The 18,837-nt window shown below is 33.0% G+C and carries 20 protein-coding genes; 16 read left to right on the forward strand and 4 right to left on the reverse strand.

All coding sequences use genetic code 11. From position 1 onward, the window contains the following. Nucleotides 1-7: 7 nt before the first annotated feature. From ACE83Q_RS01545 to ACE83Q_RS01570, 6 genes are all read left to right on the forward strand, one after another. On the forward strand, nt 8-1,156 hold the full coding sequence (locus tag ACE83Q_RS01545; RefSeq protein ID WP_409022384.1) for a cysteine desulfurase family protein: 1,149 nt from the start codon (nt 8-10) through the stop codon (nt 1,154-1,156). Between the two features lie 13 nt (nt 1,157-1,169). Then, entirely contained in the window at nt 1,170-1,511 is a 342-nt protein-coding gene (locus ACE83Q_RS01550; RefSeq protein ID WP_409022385.1) for a DUF1831 domain-containing protein, read from the forward strand. Nucleotides 1,512-1,792: 281 nt separating this feature from the next. Then, complete coding sequence (gene mnmA, locus ACE83Q_RS01555) at nt 1,793-2,932, forward strand: tRNA 2-thiouridine(34) synthase MnmA (RefSeq protein ID WP_409022386.1); 1,140 nt, start codon at nt 1,793-1,795, stop codon at nt 2,930-2,932. Nucleotides 2,933-3,038: 106 nt separating this feature from the next. Further along, nucleotides 3,039-3,695 carry a histidine phosphatase family protein gene (locus tag ACE83Q_RS01560; protein WP_409022387.1) on the forward strand — a complete coding sequence of 219 codons (657 nt, stop codon included), beginning with the start codon at nt 3,039-3,041 and terminating at the stop codon, nt 3,693-3,695. A 9-nt stretch (nt 3,696-3,704) separates the two neighbouring features. Continuing rightward, nucleotides 3,705-4,364, forward strand: coding sequence for a tetratricopeptide repeat protein (locus tag ACE83Q_RS01565; RefSeq protein ID WP_409022388.1), 660 nt, complete (start codon nt 3,705-3,707; stop codon nt 4,362-4,364). Nucleotides 4,365-4,379: 15 nt separating this feature from the next. Continuing rightward, nucleotides 4,380-6,839, forward strand: coding sequence for an ATP-dependent RecD-like DNA helicase (locus tag ACE83Q_RS01570; RefSeq protein ID WP_409022389.1), 2,460 nt, complete (start codon nt 4,380-4,382; stop codon nt 6,837-6,839). A gap of 42 nt (nt 6,840-6,881) precedes the next feature. Here ACE83Q_RS01570 and ACE83Q_RS01575 read toward each other — a convergent pair whose 3' ends face one another. From ACE83Q_RS01575 to ACE83Q_RS01585, 3 genes are all read right to left on the reverse strand, one after another. After that, nucleotides 6,882-7,829: a diacylglycerol/lipid kinase family protein gene (locus ACE83Q_RS01575; RefSeq protein WP_409022390.1), complete on the reverse strand. Its 948-nt coding sequence runs from the start codon at nt 7,827-7,829 to the stop codon at nt 6,882-6,884. 118 nt (nt 7,830-7,947) lie between these two features. Next, the gene (rnjA, locus tag ACE83Q_RS01580) at nt 7,948-9,624 is read right to left on the reverse strand and encodes a ribonuclease J1 (protein WP_409022391.1); all 1,677 of its coding nucleotides are present in this window, start codon (nt 9,622-9,624) and stop codon (nt 7,948-7,950) included. Then, complete coding sequence (locus ACE83Q_RS01585) at nt 9,621-9,839, reverse strand: DNA-directed RNA polymerase subunit epsilon (RefSeq protein WP_409022392.1); 219 nt, start codon at nt 9,837-9,839, stop codon at nt 9,621-9,623. Before ACE83Q_RS01585 ends, rnjA begins: the two co-directional genes overlap by 4 nt. Nucleotides 9,840-10,068: 229 nt before the next feature. Here ACE83Q_RS01585 and ACE83Q_RS01590 point away from each other — a divergent pair, with 229 nt between their 5' ends. After that, the gene (locus ACE83Q_RS01590; RefSeq protein ID WP_409022393.1) at nt 10,069-10,548 is read left to right on the forward strand and encodes a hypothetical protein; all 480 of its coding nucleotides are present in this window, start codon (nt 10,069-10,071) and stop codon (nt 10,546-10,548) included. Nucleotides 10,549-10,623: 75 nt separating this feature from the next. On the opposite strand, the gene def is transcribed toward ACE83Q_RS01590, so the two are convergent. Next, the gene (gene def / locus ACE83Q_RS01595) at nt 10,624-11,172 is read right to left on the reverse strand and encodes a peptide deformylase (RefSeq protein ID WP_409022787.1); all 549 of its coding nucleotides are present in this window, start codon (nt 11,170-11,172) and stop codon (nt 10,624-10,626) included. Nucleotides 11,173-11,410: 238 nt separating this feature from the next. Here def and ACE83Q_RS01600 point away from each other — a divergent pair, with 238 nt between their 5' ends. The 9 genes from ACE83Q_RS01600 to ACE83Q_RS01640 all read left to right on the forward strand — a co-directional run bounded on the left by ACE83Q_RS01600 (nt 11,411) and on the right by ACE83Q_RS01640 (nt 18,801). Further along, nucleotides 11,411-11,689 (forward strand): UPF0223 family protein, encoded by a 279-nt coding sequence (locus ACE83Q_RS01600; protein ID WP_409022394.1) that lies wholly within the window; start codon nt 11,411-11,413, stop codon nt 11,687-11,689. Nucleotides 11,690-11,701: 12 nt separating this feature from the next. Continuing rightward, nucleotides 11,702-12,475 carry an inositol monophosphatase family protein gene (locus ACE83Q_RS01605; RefSeq protein ID WP_409022395.1) on the forward strand — a complete coding sequence of 258 codons (774 nt, stop codon included), beginning with the start codon at nt 11,702-11,704 and terminating at the stop codon, nt 12,473-12,475. Between the two features lie 165 nt (nt 12,476-12,640). Further along, complete coding sequence (typA, locus tag ACE83Q_RS01610; protein ID WP_409022396.1) at nt 12,641-14,488, forward strand: translational GTPase TypA; 1,848 nt, start codon at nt 12,641-12,643, stop codon at nt 14,486-14,488. Between the two features lie 398 nt (nt 14,489-14,886). Then, nucleotides 14,887-16,065 carry an FtsW/RodA/SpoVE family cell cycle protein gene (locus ACE83Q_RS01615; RefSeq protein WP_409022397.1) on the forward strand — a complete coding sequence of 393 codons (1,179 nt, stop codon included), beginning with the start codon at nt 14,887-14,889 and terminating at the stop codon, nt 16,063-16,065. A gap of 19 nt (nt 16,066-16,084) precedes the next feature. Then, nucleotides 16,085-16,411: a YlbG family protein gene (locus ACE83Q_RS01620; RefSeq protein WP_409022398.1), complete on the forward strand. Its 327-nt coding sequence runs from the start codon at nt 16,085-16,087 to the stop codon at nt 16,409-16,411. A gap of 5 nt (nt 16,412-16,416) precedes the next feature. Then, nucleotides 16,417-16,968, forward strand: coding sequence for a 16S rRNA (guanine(966)-N(2))-methyltransferase RsmD (gene rsmD / locus ACE83Q_RS01625; protein ID WP_409022399.1), 552 nt, complete (start codon nt 16,417-16,419; stop codon nt 16,966-16,968). A gap of 1 nt (nt 16,969) precedes the next feature. Next, nucleotides 16,970-17,467, forward strand: a complete 498-nt coding sequence (gene coaD / locus ACE83Q_RS01630) for a pantetheine-phosphate adenylyltransferase (RefSeq protein WP_409022400.1) — start codon at nt 16,970-16,972, stop codon at nt 17,465-17,467. 240 nt (nt 17,468-17,707) lie between these two features. Then, a complete protein-coding gene (locus tag ACE83Q_RS01635; RefSeq protein ID WP_409022401.1) occupies nt 17,708-18,262 on the forward strand; it encodes a helix-hairpin-helix domain-containing protein in 555 nt (184 codons plus the stop codon). A gap of 59 nt (nt 18,263-18,321) precedes the next feature. Beyond that, a complete protein-coding gene (locus tag ACE83Q_RS01640; protein WP_409022402.1) occupies nt 18,322-18,801 on the forward strand; it encodes a ComE operon protein 2 in 480 nt (159 codons plus the stop codon). Nucleotides 18,802-18,837 lie beyond the last annotated feature (36 nt).

Raw genomic sequence — 18,837 nt, forward strand, 5'->3', positions numbered from 1 at the left:
TAAATTAATGTCAGGAATATACTTAGATAACGCAGCAACCACACCAATGGCAAATGAAGTCATTGAAGTGATGACAGACACGATGAAGAGCACCTTTGGGAATGCTTCAAGTACACATCAATTCGGACGTTCAGCACGAATGGTGCTTGATGATAGTCGACAAATCATTGCAGATAGTATTCATGCAAATGAATCAGAAATCATCTTTACAAGTGGTGGTACTGAGAGTGATAATATGGCTATTATGCAAACCGCCATTCAGAGAAAAACATTAGGTAAGCATTTAATCACATCAGCAGTAGAGCACCAGGCTATTTTGAAGACAATGAAATATTTAGAATCAATTGGATTTGATGTTACTTATTTACCAGTTAATGAAGATGGTGTTATCAATATAGTCGATTTTAAAGAGGCTTTAAGAGATGATACAATTCTAGTTTCAATCATGATGGGTAACAATGAGACGGGAAGTCATATGCCAATTCATGAAGTTGGTGAGATTTTAAAGGACCATCAAGCTTGGTTCCATACGGATGCTGTTCAAGCTTACGGATTATTGGATATAGATGTTAATGAGGATCATATAGACATGTTATCAACATCAGCTCATAAATTGAACGGACCTAAATTTTTAGGTTTTCTATATAGAAGAGAATCTATATTTTTCCCACCCTTTATTAAAGGTGGGGAGCAAGAAGACAAGAGACGAGCAGGGACAGAAAACATACCAGCAATTGCAGGTTTTGCTAAAGCTGTTTCTTTAATCTCAGATGATGAAAAACAAGTACGACAATTAAAGTATCAAGGATTCAAAAAGCAAATTATAGCGGGATTAGATGATAACCATATTGATTTTGAAATCAATGGGACACTCTCAGATGATAACTTACAACATGTCTTTAATATTTGGATAAAAGGTATTCAAACTGAAGTATTACAGACCCGGTTAGATTTGGCGGGTATTGCTGTTTCTGGTGGCTCTGCATGTACTGCTGGTAATCTCGAACCTTCACATGTGTTAATGGCTATGTACGGTGAAAAGAGCCCGAGAGTCACAGAATCTATTCGATTGAGTTTTGGAAAAGATAATACGGCTGAAGAGATAGATACTTTTATAGTACAATTAGTTAGAATAGTTGGTAGATTGAAAAAATAGGGGGAATTTAATAATGGCATTTGAAAAAAGTATTCAACTTTTAGGAGATACAGTAACTTATGAATTGAGTTCTGATGTAAAAAAATATACGTTAAGAGATTTAGGATTTGCAGAAACTAAAGCAGGTAATTTTCAATTGGAGAGATCTTTAGATCCTAATTCACCTTTCAATAAGGGCATTAAAGTTAAAGTTATCGTTGATAAGTCATTAACTGGATTTAAAATGTCAACGACGACTGCTAATGGACTTAAAGCAGTTAACATATTTAATGGTGAAGATAAAAAAGCTGAAACTGAACAATTTGATTATGTGATTGGTCAATTAATTGATAGGGATGTTTTGAAAAAAGGTTAATTAAAAAAAGGTTCTATAGTTTATAAATATAATGATTTCAACAATTAAAAGTATCATTATTTTATATAATAGAGTGAATCTTAGATATTGGATAAAATCCAATATCTAAGATTTTTTAATTTATATCTAAATTAACGATAGCGGTCAGTAATAGAATAAAATAAATTATGACACACTAGGGTTGTATTAGTATATATTATTGGTATAATAGTACTTACTGAAATAGTGCGACCTTCAAATCGTAGATTTTTTCAGAATCTAATTGAAATGATGGTGATAGTATGCCAGATAATAGTAAAACTCGTGTCGTTGTTGGGATGAGTGGTGGCGTCGATTCATCAGTTGTTGCTTATTTATTAAAGCAACAAGGTTATGATGTAGTTGGTGTCTTCATGAAAAACTGGGACGATACGGACGAAATGGGTGTTTGTACTGCAACAGAAGATTACAAAGATGTTGCTAAAGTAGCAAACAAAATTGGAATTCCTTATTATTCCGTTAATTTTGAAAAGGAATATTGGGATCGCGTATTCACATATTTCTTGGATGAATATAAAAAGGGTCGGACACCAAATCCAGATGTGATGTGTAATAAAGAAATTAAGTTTAAAGCGTTTTTCGATTATGCTATGGAACTTGATGCTGATTACATCGCAATGGGACATTATGCACAAGTTGAGCAAGATGCTGACGGTATTATGCATATGTTACGTGGGGATGATAGTAATAAAGATCAGACTTATTTCTTGAGTCAATTATCACAAAAACAGATTCAAAAAGTTATGTTCCCAATTGGAAACATTGAAAAACCAGAAGTTAGAAGAATTGCTGAAGAAGCTGGACTTTCAACTGCTAAGAAAAAAGATTCAACAGGTATTTGTTTTATCGGCGAAAGAAACTTTACAAAGTTCCTTGGTGAATATTTACCAGCACAAACGGGTAATATGATGACTGTTGACGGTGTAAAAATGGGCGAGCATTATGGTCTTATGAATTATACAATTGGTCAGCGTAAAGGTCTTGGTATTGGTGGTACGGGTGAAGGTAACGATCCTTGGTTCGTTGTAGGTAAAGATTTAGCAACAAATACATTGATTGTTGGACAAGGTTACCATAATGATTTACTTTATGCTGATTATCTTGAAGCATCAGAGTTAAGTTTTATGGCACCAATCGATCGCTTTGGCAATGATTTCCATATCACTGCTAAGTTTAGATACCGTCAAACTGATGTTGGTGTGACGGTTCATTTAAATGATGACCGTACAGAAGCTACAGTTGAATTTGATGCACCAGTACGTGCTATTACACCTGGACAGGCTGTTGTCTTTTACGATGGCGCAGAATGCTTAGGTAGTGGTATCATTGACGCTGCATTTAAAAAGTCAACTGAGGGATCAAAACAATTACAATATGTTTAAATTGAATTTATAATAGTTAAGGCACAAACAAATATTTTGTTTGTGCCTTTTTATATTTGTGGCATAATATAATAGAGATGAAAAAACGAAGGGGTCTTATTGACTGATGACTAATATATATTTTATTCGACATGGCAAAACAGAATGGAATCTTGAGGGACGATACCAAGGTGCGAATGGAGATTCACCCTTACTTGAACAAAGTTACATAGAAATACAACAATTAATCAAAGCACTTAAATCAATAAAATTTGATGCTATTTATTCAAGTCCTATTAAACGTGCAAAGGACACAGCAAATTTAATCAATACCGGCCTAAACCAAAATTTGGATGTTATTTTGAATGACAACTTAGAAGAATTTCATTTAGGAAAAATGGAAGGCATGAAGTTTACAGATGTGGCTGTTCAGTATCCTGAGGAACTCGATGCCTTCCGTAATCATCCCGATAAATATGATCCTAAAAATATTAATGGCGAAACATTTCAAGCTTTATTAAAGCGGATGGTTCCAACAATTAAAAAAATTGTTGACCAAAATAAAATAGATGCAAATATTATCATTGTTAGTCACGGTGCGGCGCTTGGTGCCTTGATTCACGATTTATTAGGGGTGCCGCTGAAAGATTTCCGTAAACAAGGTGGCTTATCGAATACTAGTACGACTATTTTGGAAACACAAAATGGAACCGAATTTGAATTAGTTAAATGGAATGATACTAGTTATTTGGATAGAATACGCGATGAAAGTGATGTCGTCTAAGGAGTAATAATGGGTAAGAGAGAAGAAAAAGAAGCAGAATCAAAACATATTATTCATCAATTAGTTGAAAAGGTTGAAAAAGAACCTAATAATCAAACGGCTTATTATGAATTAGGTAGTTATTTAACGAAACTAAAAGACTACCCTCAGGCGGAAGAACTGTATAAAAAAGCTATTGGATATTTTGATGAGAAAAATGAACAAGTTGATTTATTACAATATGGTCTTGGTAACGTGTTTTACGAGGCAGAACTGTATTCTGAAGCAATTCAATCATTTCAAAAAGTAACTAATCAAAAGTTGAAAGAAACAGCTTTTTTAATGTTAGCACAATCATATATGGCTCAAGAGCTGTATCAACAAGCATTAGTATTTGCGATTACGGCCCAAGAAATAAATCCTAAAAATATGGACGCCAACGAATTAATTGGCGATATTTTCTTAGCATTGGGTCAGTTTGAAAATGCTGGGAAATATTATGACTTAGTTCTTAAAATAGATGAAAATAATGCAAAGGCTAATTTTCAACGAGGTTTAGCTAATATGGTTTTAGGAATTGAATTCAATACTTATTTTGAACGTTCAAAAATAGCCGATCAGGCCTATTTTGAGGCACAAAAACAAAGATTAAGTGAAATAGAATCGTTTATAAAATTACGTGATAAATAAAGAGGATGTGAAATAATGGTTGTTCAGAAACTAAATTTATTTAATAATGATCCTCAAAGTGATGAAACACAAGCTTACTTGGTTGGTAAGGTTGCAACCATATTTTTTCAAAGCCAAGATAGTTTTTATAAAGTGATTCTAATTCATAGTATTGAAAGTAATTTGGAATGGCCTGAAGATGAGGTTGTTGTTACTGGTAATTTTGCTGATATTAAAGAAGAATCTACGTACCGCTTCTATGGTCAACAAGTTGAGCATCCCAAATATGGGAAACAATTTCAAACGAGTAATTATCAAAATGAAACACCTACTTCAAAAATGGGGCTTATTACCTATCTATCTGGCTCAGAATTTAAAGGGATTGGGAAAAAGACTGCGGAATCAATTGTTGAAAAGTTAGGAACGAAAACAATTGATAAAATATTAGCAGATGATACTGTACTTGATTCATTAGAATTATCAAATAAGCAGAAAACAACAATATTAGAAACTGTTCGAGTAAATAATGGGATGGAACAAATTATTATTGGATTAAATGGTTTTGGATTTGGTAGCCAATTAGCTGCAACTATTTATCAAACTTATAAAGAAAAAACCCTTGAAATTATCCAAGAAAATCCCTATCAACTAGTAAATGATATTGAAAATATTGGCTTTAAAAAGGCAGATCAAATTGCTGAAGAATTAGGATTTGCAGCTGATTCTTCAGGTCGAATACAAGCAGGTATTTTGCAAAGTATCAATGATTTATGTCAACAAGATGGTGATACCTATGCGACTGCAGAGCCGTTGTTGGAGGCATCTTTACGATTATTAGAGAGTAGTCGAAGAGTCAGAATAAACCCTGAGGCAATCTCAAAAGAACTCATTAATTTAGCTAAATCAGGACTCGTTGTCGGTGATGAACAGCGTATTTATTTAAAAAATCTGTATCATGCAGAATACCAAATTGCTGAACATTTAAAAAGATTGCTTTCATCGGGGCAAGAAAAAGATAAGTTAGCAGAAAAAGATATTGATAAAGCAATTCGTAAGATTGAAAAAAAACTTGATATGAATTATGGTGAGTCACAGATTAATGCCATTAAGGCTGCTATGAATTCACAGATATTTTTATTAACAGGTGGCCCAGGAACGGGTAAAACAACCGTTATTAATGGTATCGTGGAGTTATTTGCGGAATTAAATGACTTTTCGCTCGATCTTAGTAGTTATGGAGAAGGACAAACATTTCCTATTCTTTTAGCTGCACCTACTGGGCGAGCAGCAAAAAGAATGACTGAAACGACTGGATTACCTGCCAGTACAATCCATAGACTCTTAGGACTAACTGGAAGAGAATCGAATAATGATGTTGAAACGAAAGATTTAGAAGGTGGCTTATTAATTATCGATGAAATGTCGATGGTTGATACGTATTTATTGAATACATTAATGAATTCAATACCTACAGATATGAAAGTCATTTTTGTAGGTGATAAAGATCAATTGCCTTCTGTTGGTCCTGGGCAAACATTTTATGATTTATTGAAAAGTGACTATCTTGAGCGAAAAGAATTAACGGATATCTATCGTCAAGGTGATGGGTCATCAATAATTTCACTCGCACATTCAATAAAAAAAGGTGAATTACCTGCTGATTTTACACAGAATCAAAAGGATCGTTCATTTTTCGCGAGTCGTGAATTTCAAGTTGAATCAATTATTAAACAGGTTGTTGAACGAGCTAAGAATAAAGGGTTCACTTCAAGTGATATTCAAGTTCTGGCACCAATGTATCGAGGTGCGGCGGGAATTAATCGTTTAAATGAAATGTTACAAAATATTATGAACCCACTTGAAAATAGTAGACAAAAAGAAGTACTTTTTAGAGATCAAAAATTTAGAATTGGTGACAAGGTGTTACATCTTGTTAATAGTCCTGAAAATAATGTTTTTAATGGAGATATAGGTAAGATTGTAGGAATTACATTGGCCAAAGATAGCGAAGATAAGGTAGACGAACTAGTTATTGCTTTTGATCAAACAGAAGTGACTTACAGGCGAAATGAATGGCAAAAAATAACTTTGGCTTATTGCACATCTATTCATAAGTCTCAAGGCAGTGAGTTTAAAATGGTTATTTTGCCAATGGTTTCGCAGTATAAGCGAATGCTTAAACGTAATTTACTGTATACCGCAATTACCCGTGCTAGCCAGTTATTGATTTTGCTTGGCGAAGAAAAATCATTTGAAGAATGTGTTGAGAATGAATCAGCCAATCGAAAAACAACGTTATTATTACGAATTGAACAGATTTTTGATGGTGATATTAAAAAAGTTGATGATTCGATTAAAGAGAGCCAACTAGCTAAAAAATCTAATAAAATAGCTCCGCCTGTTCCAACTTTAATTGAAAAATTTATTTTAACTAACGACAATATTATGGATGGTTCAATTGATCCAATGATCGGAATGGAGAATAGCCGACCATAGAAAAAGCCTATATATCTCAATTATATGAGATATATAGGCTTTTTAGTTAATCCAAAATGGGTATGATAAGACGCTATACTCAATTTCAAAGAAACGGGTTCCTAGGTCTTCACCATCCATTTGACCGTACTCTAAAGAGTCAACGGAAAGTTTAATTTTATCTGATGTAAAATGGTGAACACCTTTTTGGGTAATATGTTTACCAGATTTCAGTAAAATTGCTAGATAGATTAATTTTAGTGCACTAGGTTTTTCAATGATAATTAAGTCTAAATTATTTTTTGTCGGATCTGCCATTGGTAAAATTGGAACACCACCACCAAAGTAGGGATGATTTGATGTTGTTACAAGAAAGGCATTTTGATAAAATTCTTGATGGCCATTCACCCGGACAGTTATGGGAAATGCAGCTTGTCTTGATAAAGTTCCTAATAGGGCGCTTAAGTAAGTAAGCGATCCTAGATGAAGTTTATTCAATAGTTTCTTTGAACTTGATTGATTTGCGATACTTACTATTTGCGCATCGAAACCCACACCAACATTATTTATAAAGTATTTTTTTTCATGCCGAGATAATTCGTGCATGACACCTAAGTTTAATAGTTTAGGTGAAGTTGTGTTTAATATTTGTTCAAGAGCTACAAGTGGAGATTTGGGGATACTGACACCTCGAGCAAAATCATTTCCTGATCCTGCAGGAATATAGGCAATTGGGATATCAAATGTGTTCGCATTTTTAACACCATTGATACATTCATTTAAAGTACCGTCGCCGCCAATAACTAGTATAATTTGATTATTATCTGTTTCGATGGGGTGATAATGTCTGGCGTAATTTTCCGTTAGAAGGGAAGCATGACCAATATAGTCTGTCAGATGGGCCTTAAAATGGACATTTTGAGAAATTAATTTTTTTTCAATAGATTGCCAAATTTGTTTAGCACGACCACTTCCAGCAGACTCATTAACGATAATGAAATATTGATTCATGAACTTCCCTCCTTAATTAATACTAATAATTATAACTAAAATTTAAAAGGATTTAAAGATAAATTTTGATTATATAAAAATAGCTCAATATTCTAATTAGAATATTGAGCTATTTTTGTTAAACGATAACTAACATTGGTAAAATCATTGGTTTACGTTCAGTTTGTTCATATAAGAATTTTTGTAAGTCATCAACGATTGCATCATTAATCATGGCTTCTGTAATTTTATCATTTTTTAATAAGCGACTCATGACACGGAATAAGCGACGACGACCTTGATTAATTAATTCTCCTGATTCGCGCATATAGACAAATCCACGAGATAATAAATCTGGTCCTGCTTGAATTTCATGTTTTTTCATGTCAATTGTTGCAACGACAACAACAAGGCCTTCTTCAGAAAGGACTTGTCGATCATTTAGGACAGCGCTACCGATATCACCAATTCCTGAACCATCGACATAAATATCATCAGCTTCAAAATGACCAGCAATTCGAGCAGAATCACTAGTTAGAGCTAAGACATCACCATTTTCCATAATAAAGCTATTCTCTCTTGGAACGCCAATTTGTTCAGCTAATCCAGTATGAATTTTAAGCATTCTATATTCACCATGGACAGGGACGAAATACTTAGGTTTCATCAAACTGAGCATTAATTTTTGTTCTTCTTGGCCACCATGACCAGAAGTATGAATATTATTTACTTTACCATGGACAACAGTTGCTCCAGCTTCTGAAAGTTCATTAATAACGTGGTTTACACTGATTGTGTTACCAGGAATTGGAGAACTTGAGAAAACAACAGTATCACCAGGTTGAATAGAAACCTGACGATGAGTCCCATTAGCGATACGGCTAAGAGCTGCCATTGGTTCACCTTGTGATCCCGTACATAAAATTAAAATTTCATTTGCGGGTAATGAATTAATATCACGTGCATCAATTAAGGCATCATCTGGAATATTTAAGTATCCTAATTCACGTCCGTTAACAATTGCTGCCTCCATACTACGTCCAAAGACAGCGATTTTACGGCCTTTGGCAACAGCAGCTTCAGCAGCTTGTTGTACTCGGGAAATATTTGAAGCAAAAGTAGCAAAGATAATGCGGCCTTCACCTTTTTCAAAAATTCGTCGAATTGATTTACCAACGAATCTTTCTGATTTTGTAAAATTAGGAATTTCTGCATTTGTACTATCAGATAGTAGACAAAGTACACCATCAGCACCAAGTTGAGCCATTCTTTGAAGGTTGGGCGGCTGATTAGTAACAGGTGTTAGATCAAATTTGTAGTCCCCAGTGACTACAATGTTACCAGATGGCGTTTTGATTGCGACACCTAAAGTATCAGGAATTGAATGAGTTGTTCTAAAGAACGACACACTCGTTTTTCTGAATTTAAGAACAGTATCTTCTTCAATTTCATGCATTTCTGTTGTGGCAAGTAACCCGTGTTCTTCTAATTTTCCTTTGATTAATGCTGAAGCCAATGGTCCAGCATAAATTGGGACATTAATTTGTTTTAATAAATAGGGAATACCACCAATATGATCTTCATGACCATGGGTGATAACTAATGCTTTAATTTTTTGTTGATTGGCAACTAAGTATTGAAAATCAGGAATAACGTAATCAATTCCTAATAACTCATCTTCCGGAAACTTGATTCCTGCATCGACGACGATAATTTCATCTTGAAATTGGATGCCATACATATTTTTGCCAATTTCACCTAATCCGCCAACTGCAAAAACACCAGTCTCGTTATTTTTAACATTTATCTTTTTCATTCAGAAAACTCCGTCATTTTAAATGTAGGGTTTTCCTTTTCATATGCTAAAGCTTTATCTGATAATGTTTCAATGAATTCAATGTTATGTGTTGTTTGGTGACCAACAATACTTTGAGCTTCAATTTCAGAACTTGCTTCAAGGAAAAGTGATTTTGTTTCTTCTCTTTGTGGATTTCTATCTTGTGTTTCTTGATAATAAACTTTAAAAATCATTTGTAAAACTCCTTTAAATTAAATTGATATCATTTTGGTTAAAATGATTTGAAATGGAAATTAGAAACCGAACTGGGGGTTGTCTGCACAACATATAATTTATATTTTATCATATATTATTATTTAAGTATAGAATAGACCGATTTGAATAGACTTATAAAGGATAAAATTTAACAGACATGTTATAATTATGAAAAGTTATCGTATAAGGAAGAGTGGTGTTTTATAAATGTGGTTGGTAGTTAAAATAGTGACTGTAGTGGTTTTAATGATCATCATAATTTTAAATTATAACCGTCTGAAAAGAAATAGACAGATTACTATTCTTAAAAATAAAAGCAAACTTATTACAGATAATGCGGTTGAATTTGCTTTAAATAGACTACATGGTAATGAATATGGTATTAATTCTGAAATACTAAGGGTTACAGAAATTGTTTCAAAGGTTTGGGGTAAGAGGGTCATGGTATTTGAGTATCAATTTCAGATGAAGTCTCCTTCAGAAGAGAATATCGGGAAAATAAGAAACATTTTTTTCAATTTATTTGAAGAATTTGAAATGATGAACCTGGTTAAAAAAAGTGTCGAAGCAAAATCGGCATTTGAAGTGACAGATCTTTGGTATTTAGACGGCATTTTACATTTAGAGGTAGCACATTTGGTTAATGTTGAGACAATTATGTATACCAAAGATTTAAAAAAGGTATAGTTCAAACAGTATGTTTAAAGTGAAATAAAAAGAGTTTCTTCAATAAATTAATTATTGAAGAAACTCTTTAGTTAGTTATTCAAGCATAATAGCATCGTTCGGTATAGCAAATGGTTTGTCAGTATTAATATGATCAAAGAATAATATACCATTTAAATGATCAATTTCATGTTGGACTACAATTGCTTCATAATTTTTCAAGCGGATTTTGTGTTGTGTACCTTCGATATCAAAGTAACGAAGTGTAATCCGATCAGCTCTTGGCACATATCCAGGGACATCTCTATCAACTGATAAGCAACCTTCACCTTCTGAAAGTGCAGCAACTTGAACTGACTGACTTAAAATAGTAGGATTAATTAACACTTGTTTAAGTGTGGGTTCTTCACCTTCTGGGCCAGGGATTAAGACAGCAGTCATTCGTTTAGAAATTGCTAATTGCGGAGCTGCTAAGCCAACACCTGCGCGTAAATGATATTTTTCAGCTATTTCTTCATTTTGACTATTCTCTAAAAATTCCATTAAATCATGTGCGAGTTGTTTATCATCATCTGAAAGCGGAAAAGTCATTTCGCTTGAACGATTTCGTAAGATTGGATTACCTTCACGAATGATATTTTTCATTGTTATTTTAATCAAAATAGTACCTCCAAATTAATATTCTACGGTACATTGTAGCATAAAATAATCATATCTGTAGGCCATTTGAAAATTAATAGTTATGTTTCATTTCTTTTAGTTTTTAATGGATTGCTGTAAAATGAAACATAGCAAATACTTTCAAGTATATTGAAAGTATTAGTTGAAAATTAATTCAATAATTAAATAAAGTAAAAATAAAGGGAGTTTAACACACTAAATTATGAATAATAAAATTAATTACCCATTAGAAGCACATTGGACTACTGAAGAAATTATCTCTGTTAGTGAATTCTATAAAGCAATAGAATTAGCAAATTCTACAGGTATTGATCGAGAAGAATTGCTTTATAATTATCGTGAGTTTAAAAAAATTGTTCCTTCCAAAATGGAGGAAAAACAAATAGGCAGATCGTACGAAGATGAATCAGGTTTTAGTATTTATCGTACAATGAAATTTGCAAGAGAGAGTACAAGGGACGTTATTAAAATTAACCAATAGGGAGGTTATGATTTGAATATTGATGAGGTTAATTATCAGGTTAAAAGTTGGCTGACAGAGGCACGTGAAAATATTATTCATGCATTTGGAGATCCATTGTCTGTTGAAACAAAAAGTAGTCGAGTTGATCTTGTAACTAATATGGATAAACAGACTGAAAAATTTTTAGTAAACAAAATTCGTACCTTTGATCCGAAAGCCAAAATTTTAGGTGAAGAAGGTTTTGGGGATGATGTAACAAATTTAGATGGTACTGTTTGGATTGTTGATCCAATTGATGGCACAATGAATTTTGTCAAACAGAAAGATCATTTCGCGATTATGATTGGTATTTATGAAAACGGTATTGGAAAATTGGGATTCATTATGGATGTAATGAATAATGTTTTATATTCTGGTGGGCCAGATAGGGGCGTCTTTGCCAACGATAAAAAACTTGAAAAGCCTGGAAATATAGCACTTAAGGATGGCTTGCTAGGTTGTAGCTCACCTATGTTAATGATGGACTATAAGCATTTACAATCAATTGTTCAACATAGTTCAGGTGCTAGGGTTTATGGAAGTGCCGGTATTGAGTTTGTTCACATATTACGTGGACAAGAAATTGGTTATGTTTCTCACTTAAAACCATGGGATTTTGCAGCCGGTAAAATATTGGCGGAAACTCTTGGTATCACCGTGAAAACAATTGACGGGTTAGAGCTCGATATGTTACAATCAGCAGATGTATTAATAGCAACGGAAAACGCACAAGAGGACATTTTAAAACTACTAAATAGTTTTTAGTAGAATCGCGTTGTGGCTGTGACTAACAAGTCGCAGTTTTTTTATGCGATTTATTTATGAAAAAGTATGAAAACTTTTAGTAAGTGTGTTAATTGTCTGCTATAATAGTGAACTGTAGTTATTATTCGTAAAAATATTAAGGCTCCAACGAAAGGAAGAACAAACTTGAAAACAAGAGATGACATTCGTAACATTGCGATTATCGCCCATGTCGATCACGGTAAGACGACATTAGTTAATGAATTATTAAAACAATCAGATACATTGGATGGCCATTCAGAAATTAGTGACCGTGCCATGGATACAAATGATATTGAAAAAGAACGTGGTATTACAATTTTATCAAAAAATACTGCTGTTAGAGTTGGCGACAAACAAATTAACATTTTAGATACACCTGGACATGCCGATTTCGGTGGCGAAGTTGAACGTATCATGAAAATGGTTGATGGTGTTTTACTTGTCGTTGATGCTTTTGAAGGAACAATGCCTCAAACACGTTTTGTTTTGAAAAAAGCTTTAGAACAACAATTAGTACCAATCGTTGTTATTAACAAAATTGATCGTATGGGTGCTCGTCCACAAGAAGTTGTTGATGAAGTTCTTGATTTGTTTATTGAATTAGGTGCTGATGAAGCACAACTTGATTTCCCTGTTATTTATGCTAGTGCATACAATGGTACATCAAGTATGGATCCAGATATCGAAACTCAAAAACATTCTATGGATGACGTTTTTGAAACAATTATCGATACAATTCCTGCACCAATTGATAATAGTGACGAACCATTACAATTCCAAGTTTCGATGTTGGATTATAATGAATATGTTGGTCGTGTCGGTATTGGCCGCGTATTCCGTGGAAAAATTGCTGTTGGTGATCAAGTTTCTGTTATTAAACTTGATGGTTCAGTTCAAAACTTCCGTGTTTCAAAACTTTTCGGTTTCTTCGGTTTAGACCGTGTTGAAATTAATGAAGCTAAAGCTGGTGATTTAATTGCAGTTTCAGGGATGGATGACATCTTCGTTGGTGAAACTGTAACACCAAGTGATCATCAAGAAGCATTACCATTAATGCGTATTGATCCACCTACACTACAAATGACATTCAGAACGAATGATTCACCATTTGTTGGACAAGATGGTAAAAATATTACTGCTCGTAAGATGGAAGATCGTCTTAAATTACAATTGCATACTGATGTTTCATTGAAAATTGAAGATACAGATTCTCCAGATGCTTGGATTGTTTCAGGTCGTGGAGAATTACATTTATCAATCTTAATTGAAACTTTACGTCGCGAAGACTATGAAATTCAAGTTTCACGTCCAGAAGTTATCTACCGTGAATTCGAAGGCAAGATGCAAGAACCATTTGAAAGCGTCCAAATCGATACACCTGATGAATATTCTGGTGGTGTTATTGATACAATGGCTCAACGTAAGGGTGAAATGATTAACATGGAGACCGGTAATAACGGCCAAACTCGTTTAACTTTCTCAGCTCCTACTCGTGGTTTAATTGGATATGATTCACAATTCCTTTCAATGACTCGTGGATATGGTATCTTAAATCATACTTTCTCTGAATACAAACCAGTTATCCGTAACTGGGAACCTGGTCGTCGTAATGGCGCATTAGTTTCTATTAATTCAGGAAAAGCTACAACATATTCAATTATGAGTATTGAAGAACGTGGAACAATTTATGTAACACCTACTACTGATATTTATGAAGGAATGGTTGTTGGACAAAGTAGCCGTGAACGTGATATTTCTGTAAATATTACTAAAGGAAAAGCTATGAGTAATGTTCGTTCTTCTAATAAAGATCAAACAGCCTCAATCAAGAAACCAACTATTCTTACTCTTGAAGAATCATTGGAATTCTTGAACACGGATGAATTATTAGAAATCACACCAAATAATTTACGCTTACGTAAACGTATCTTAGATACAAATATGCGTGAAAAGGCTCAAAAACAACATAAAACAGATTCAAAAAAAGGTTAATTTAAAAAAGAGTTGAAAATGATTAAGTTCATTTTCAACTCTTTTTTTTAATCATGATAAATAGTAATATGGTATACTATTAGAAGTTACGAGAAAATAAAATCGATGAAAAACAACATTTCTAAAGAAGATGTGATGGTCACTTTGTAAGAAAATGTAGATAAAATAAATAATTTTATCTGGAAACAGCGAAATACATTTTACTAGCTTGGTTATGTTACATTTTAAGAAGTAGTTGATACTTAATTGTTCGTTTTTCTCGTGAAGTAGATTTTGTGTTGGAGTGTGCTCTGTTTGAAGAAAAAACTGAAAAGAAGCAGATAAAGAATCTTGAAGTAACTTCGAATAGACACTTTAGTACTAAATTTGAAAAAATGAAGAAATAAGTTGGATTAAAAATGCAAATTTTAAAAAGAATAACACAAAAATTACAATATCTTGATTATTTTATTTTTATACCGTATATTATATTATCCGGAATTGGTGTGGTCATGGTTTATTCTGCTAGTTCATATAAGGTTCAAATGGCGGGTGGCGATCCAACGACATATTTAAAAAAACAATTGCTTTTTGCCATTTTAGGATTGCTGGTTGCTTTCCTTATATATTCAATGAAGGTTAATTTTTTTAAAAGTTCTGGATTTATAATATTATTTGGTGCGGTGTCCATTCTGCTACTTTTATACGTAGTACTTAGCGGTAAAACAGTTAATGGTGCAGCAGGATGGATTAACTTTGGCTCTTTTAACATTCAGCCCGCAGAAATCAGCAAGATTTTTTTAGTCTTGTTTATGGCGCAACAAGTTGCATTCCGTGAAAATAAAGAATTAAGTTATGAGGGTAGAAATAAACGTCGTTTTATCTATGCAATTGCAGTAGTCTTACCACTCATTTTAATTTTGATTGAACCAGATGTGGGTGGGTTTATTATTAATTTTAGTGCAGTATTAATCATTATTTTGGCTAGTGGGTATTCAATTGGAATAACTTCCTTAATTTCTGTTGGTGGCATGGGTACTTTAATGATATTATTATCAAAATTAAAATCTGTTTCTCCAGATTCCGGTGGTCCATTAGCGTATATGGCTAAGAGATTTAGTGGATTCAATGATCCATTTAAATATCAACAGTCAACTGGACAACAGTTGGTAAATTCATATTATGCATTAAGTAATGGTGGTATCTTTGGTGCAGGACTAGGAAATAGTATCCAAAAACGAGGCTACCTACCTGAACCGTATACTGATTTTATATTAGCAATTACAGGTGAAGAACTTGGATTATTGATGGTATTTTTTATTTTAATATTACTTTTCAGTATGATTGGACGGATTATCTTTATTGGTTCTAAAAGTAAAGAAACTTTCCACTCACTTTGTTGTTATGGAATTGCGACGTTTATGACAGTGCAGACTGTGTTTAATGTTGGTGGTATATCAGGTGTTTTACCTATAACAGGTGTAACGTTTCCATTTCTTAGTTATGGCGGATCAAGTATGCTTATCTTGAGCTTCTGTGTAGGCTTAGTTTTAAATATATCAGCTTTAAGAAAAAAGGAATTACTAAATAATAAATAAAAAAGGGGGTCATAATCACATGCTTGACGAAGAAAATGGGACTAAGTTAGTTATACAAAAAAGACAAGGTGTCATTGTGTTTTTATACCATATGAAGCAAATTAAGCAGTTGAAACGATTCGGTATTATTCAATATATTTCAAAAAAAATGAAATATGTTGTCATTTATATGAATCAAGAAGACCTACCCGAGACGATTAAGAAAATTCAAAATTTAAAATTTGTTAAAAAGACAGAAGTATCGCATCGCCCTGATATTGATATGGACTTTGGGGCTCGAATGGGTGAAAAAGCATTTAAATTAACAGATGAAGATCAAGAAAAATTTAAAAATAAAAGTGAGTAAAGTATATGAGAATAATTTCAGGTGAATATGGCGGAAGAAAATTAAAAGCAGTTCCAGGTATGGCAACAAGGCCTACAACGGATAAAGTTAAGGAATCAATGTTTAATATCATTGGTCCTTATTTTGACGGCGGTAAGTCATTAGATTTATTTGCAGGTAGCGGTGGGTTAAGTATCGAAGCTGTTTCTAGAGGAATCTCTCATGCTTTTCTAATTGATAGACAGTATCAAGCAATTAAAACAATTAATGATAACATTGCTATCACAAAAGAAGAAGATAAGTTTACGGTCTATAAGCAAGATGCCGATAAAGCTATTGGACTATTAAAAGGTAAAGAAACATTTGATCTAGTTTTTTTAGATCCACCTTATAAGACCCAAGAAATAATTGATACGATAAAAAAAATAGATAGCAGCGAGTTGTTAAATAATCAAGCTTTAATTATTTGTGAAACAGATCAATATGCTAACTTACCTGATGATATTTCGGGATTCAGTCTATTTAGGAGACAAAATTATGGAATTACACAGGTAACGATTTATCAAAAGGAGAACTAAAATGAATGCAGTTTTTCCGGGAAGTTTCGATCCATTAACTAATGGACACTTAGATATTATTGTTCGATCAAGCCAAATTTTTGATAAAGTTATTGTCGCAGTTATGACTAATACTAAAAAGAAGTCATTGTTTACAGCTAATGAAAAGGTAGATTTGATTAGTGAAGCTATCTTTTCATTAGCAAATGTAGAAGTAGTTAGTGTTGAATCAGATTTAACGATTAACTTAATGCACCAATTAGATGCTAAAATAATTATTCGTAGTGTTAGAAATAATAGGGACTTTGAATATGAAAAAGATATTGCATTGATGAACAAAGAATTAGATGAAACAGTGGAAACTGTATTGATGCTTGCTAATCCTAAATACGCACACATTTCTTCAAGTTTAATGAAAGAAATATTTAAATTTGATGGAGATATTTCAAATATGGTACCTAATCATATAAAAGTAGCTATGTTAAAAAAACGTCATGAAGTAACTAGTAGAGAAGATTAACTTAAATAAAATGGATCATCATTAATATACGTGATAATGATTTAAAGAAAAAACGAATTTCATTTTAAATGAAATTCGTTTTTTTGCGTATTTAAATACAAGAGGGAGGTGGATAAGATGGATCGAATAAAAAATATTTGAATTGAATATCGAAAAATCATCATTGTTTGTGTGATATCCGTAATAGCATTGATCATTTTTTCAATAGTTACACAACATAAAAGTAGCAAAACAGATGATATGTTAGTTAATAGTATTACTAGTACGTCGTCTAGCTCGGAAAAAAATATATCAAGCCATTTAGAAACCTCAAATGGTGGGAAAATTGTTGTGGATATTAAAGGAAATATAAAAAAACCAGGTATATACACAATGAAAACAGGAATGAGAATTAGTCAGGTAATCGATTTAGCTGAGGGATTTTTATCTAGCGCTGATCAGAAACAGATTAATTTAGCTCAAAAAGTAACAGATGAGATGGTTATATATGTTCCGGCAAAAGGGGAAGTAAAAGAAAATAAAGTAGTAGCTACTACTGCCCAAGGATCTTCTGTTATGGATGCAGGGTCTACTACAGGAACTCAGGATAAATCGAATGATGAATCAACGGTTAATTTAAACACCGCAACGAAAGAACAACTGCAAGGGTTGACTGGAATTGGACCAAAAAAAGCAGAACAAATTTTACAATATAGAGAAGAACATCAATCGTTTAAAACTACGGATGAATTAAAAGAAGTTGGCGGCATCGGTGATAAAACATATGAAAGTCTAAAGGACTCATTAGCGGTCTAACTTTTTTTAAAGATTTATTTTTGATATACTATAAAAAAATGAAAGAAGGAAATAACTAAATGCCTGATAATAGAATTCCTTGGGATCAATATTTTATGACGCAAGCTGCATTACTATCATTAAGAAGTACATGTGAAAGATTGTCTGTTGGTGCGATACTTGTTAGAGATAAACGAATTATTGCAGGCGGATATAACGGCGCTGTTTCAGGGGATGTACATTGTATAGATGAAGGGTGCTACCTTGTTGACGGACATTGCGTACGAACGATTCATGCAGAAATGAATGCAGTTTTACAGTGTGCAAAGTTTGGCTCAGCGACAGATAATTCAGAAATTTATGTGACAGATTTTCCTTGTTTACAGTGTACAAAAATGCTACTTCAATCCGGCGTGAAAAAAATATATTATTTACGTAATTATCATAATGATGATTATGCCATATCACTATTAGAAAGAAATAATGTTATTTTTGAGCAAGTAAAAGTTGATAAAAATTATATTGAAGAAATTGTTCTGAATAAAATATTTTCAGAATAAAATCAGTTGAAGCAGTTGATCTATTTTTTGCGACGT

The organism is Dellaglioa kimchii (genome assembly GCF_046115505.1).
Taxonomy (GTDB): Bacteria; Bacillota; Bacilli; order Lactobacillales; family Lactobacillaceae; genus Dellaglioa; species Dellaglioa kimchii.

Coding starts and splice junctions, on each gene's coding strand:
- coaD (WP_409022400.1), top strand. CDS start 16,970: ATGAATGCAGTTTTTCCGGGAAGTTTCGATCCATTAACTAATGGACAC.
- ACE83Q_RS01635 (WP_409022401.1), top strand. CDS start 17,708: ATGTTAGTTAATAGTATTACTAGTACGTCGTCTAGCTCGGAAAAAAAT.
- ACE83Q_RS01565 (WP_409022388.1), top strand. CDS start 3,705: ATGGGTAAGAGAGAAGAAAAAGAAGCAGAATCAAAACATATTATTCAT.
- mnmA (WP_409022386.1), top strand. CDS start 1,793: ATGCCAGATAATAGTAAAACTCGTGTCGTTGTTGGGATGAGTGGTGGC.
- ACE83Q_RS01545 (WP_409022384.1), top strand. CDS start 8: ATGTCAGGAATATACTTAGATAACGCAGCAACCACACCAATGGCAAAT.
- ACE83Q_RS01590 (WP_409022393.1), top strand. CDS start 10,069: ATGTGGTTGGTAGTTAAAATAGTGACTGTAGTGGTTTTAATGATCATC.
- ACE83Q_RS01620 (WP_409022398.1), top strand. CDS start 16,085: ATGCTTGACGAAGAAAATGGGACTAAGTTAGTTATACAAAAAAGACAA.
- ACE83Q_RS01575 (WP_409022390.1), bottom strand. CDS start 7,829: ATGAATCAATATTTCATTATCGTTAATGAGTCTGCTGGAAGTGGTCGT.
- rsmD (WP_409022399.1), top strand. CDS start 16,417: ATGAGAATAATTTCAGGTGAATATGGCGGAAGAAAATTAAAAGCAGTT.
- ACE83Q_RS01640 (WP_409022402.1), top strand. CDS start 18,322: ATGCCTGATAATAGAATTCCTTGGGATCAATATTTTATGACGCAAGCT.
- def (WP_409022787.1), bottom strand. CDS start 11,172: ATGAAAAATATCATTCGTGAAGGTAATCCAATCTTACGAAATCGTTCA.
- ACE83Q_RS01585 (WP_409022392.1), bottom strand. CDS start 9,839: ATGATTTTTAAAGTTTATTATCAAGAAACACAAGATAGAAATCCACAA.
- rnjA (WP_409022391.1), bottom strand. CDS start 9,624: ATGAAAAAGATAAATGTTAAAAATAACGAGACTGGTGTTTTTGCAGTT.
- ACE83Q_RS01615 (WP_409022397.1), top strand. CDS start 14,887: ATGCAAATTTTAAAAAGAATAACACAAAAATTACAATATCTTGATTAT.
- ACE83Q_RS01550 (WP_409022385.1), top strand. CDS start 1,170: ATGGCATTTGAAAAAAGTATTCAACTTTTAGGAGATACAGTAACTTAT.
- ACE83Q_RS01570 (WP_409022389.1), top strand. CDS start 4,380: ATGGTTGTTCAGAAACTAAATTTATTTAATAATGATCCTCAAAGTGAT.
- ACE83Q_RS01560 (WP_409022387.1), top strand. CDS start 3,039: ATGACTAATATATATTTTATTCGACATGGCAAAACAGAATGGAATCTT.
- ACE83Q_RS01600 (WP_409022394.1), top strand. CDS start 11,411: ATGAATAATAAAATTAATTACCCATTAGAAGCACATTGGACTACTGAA.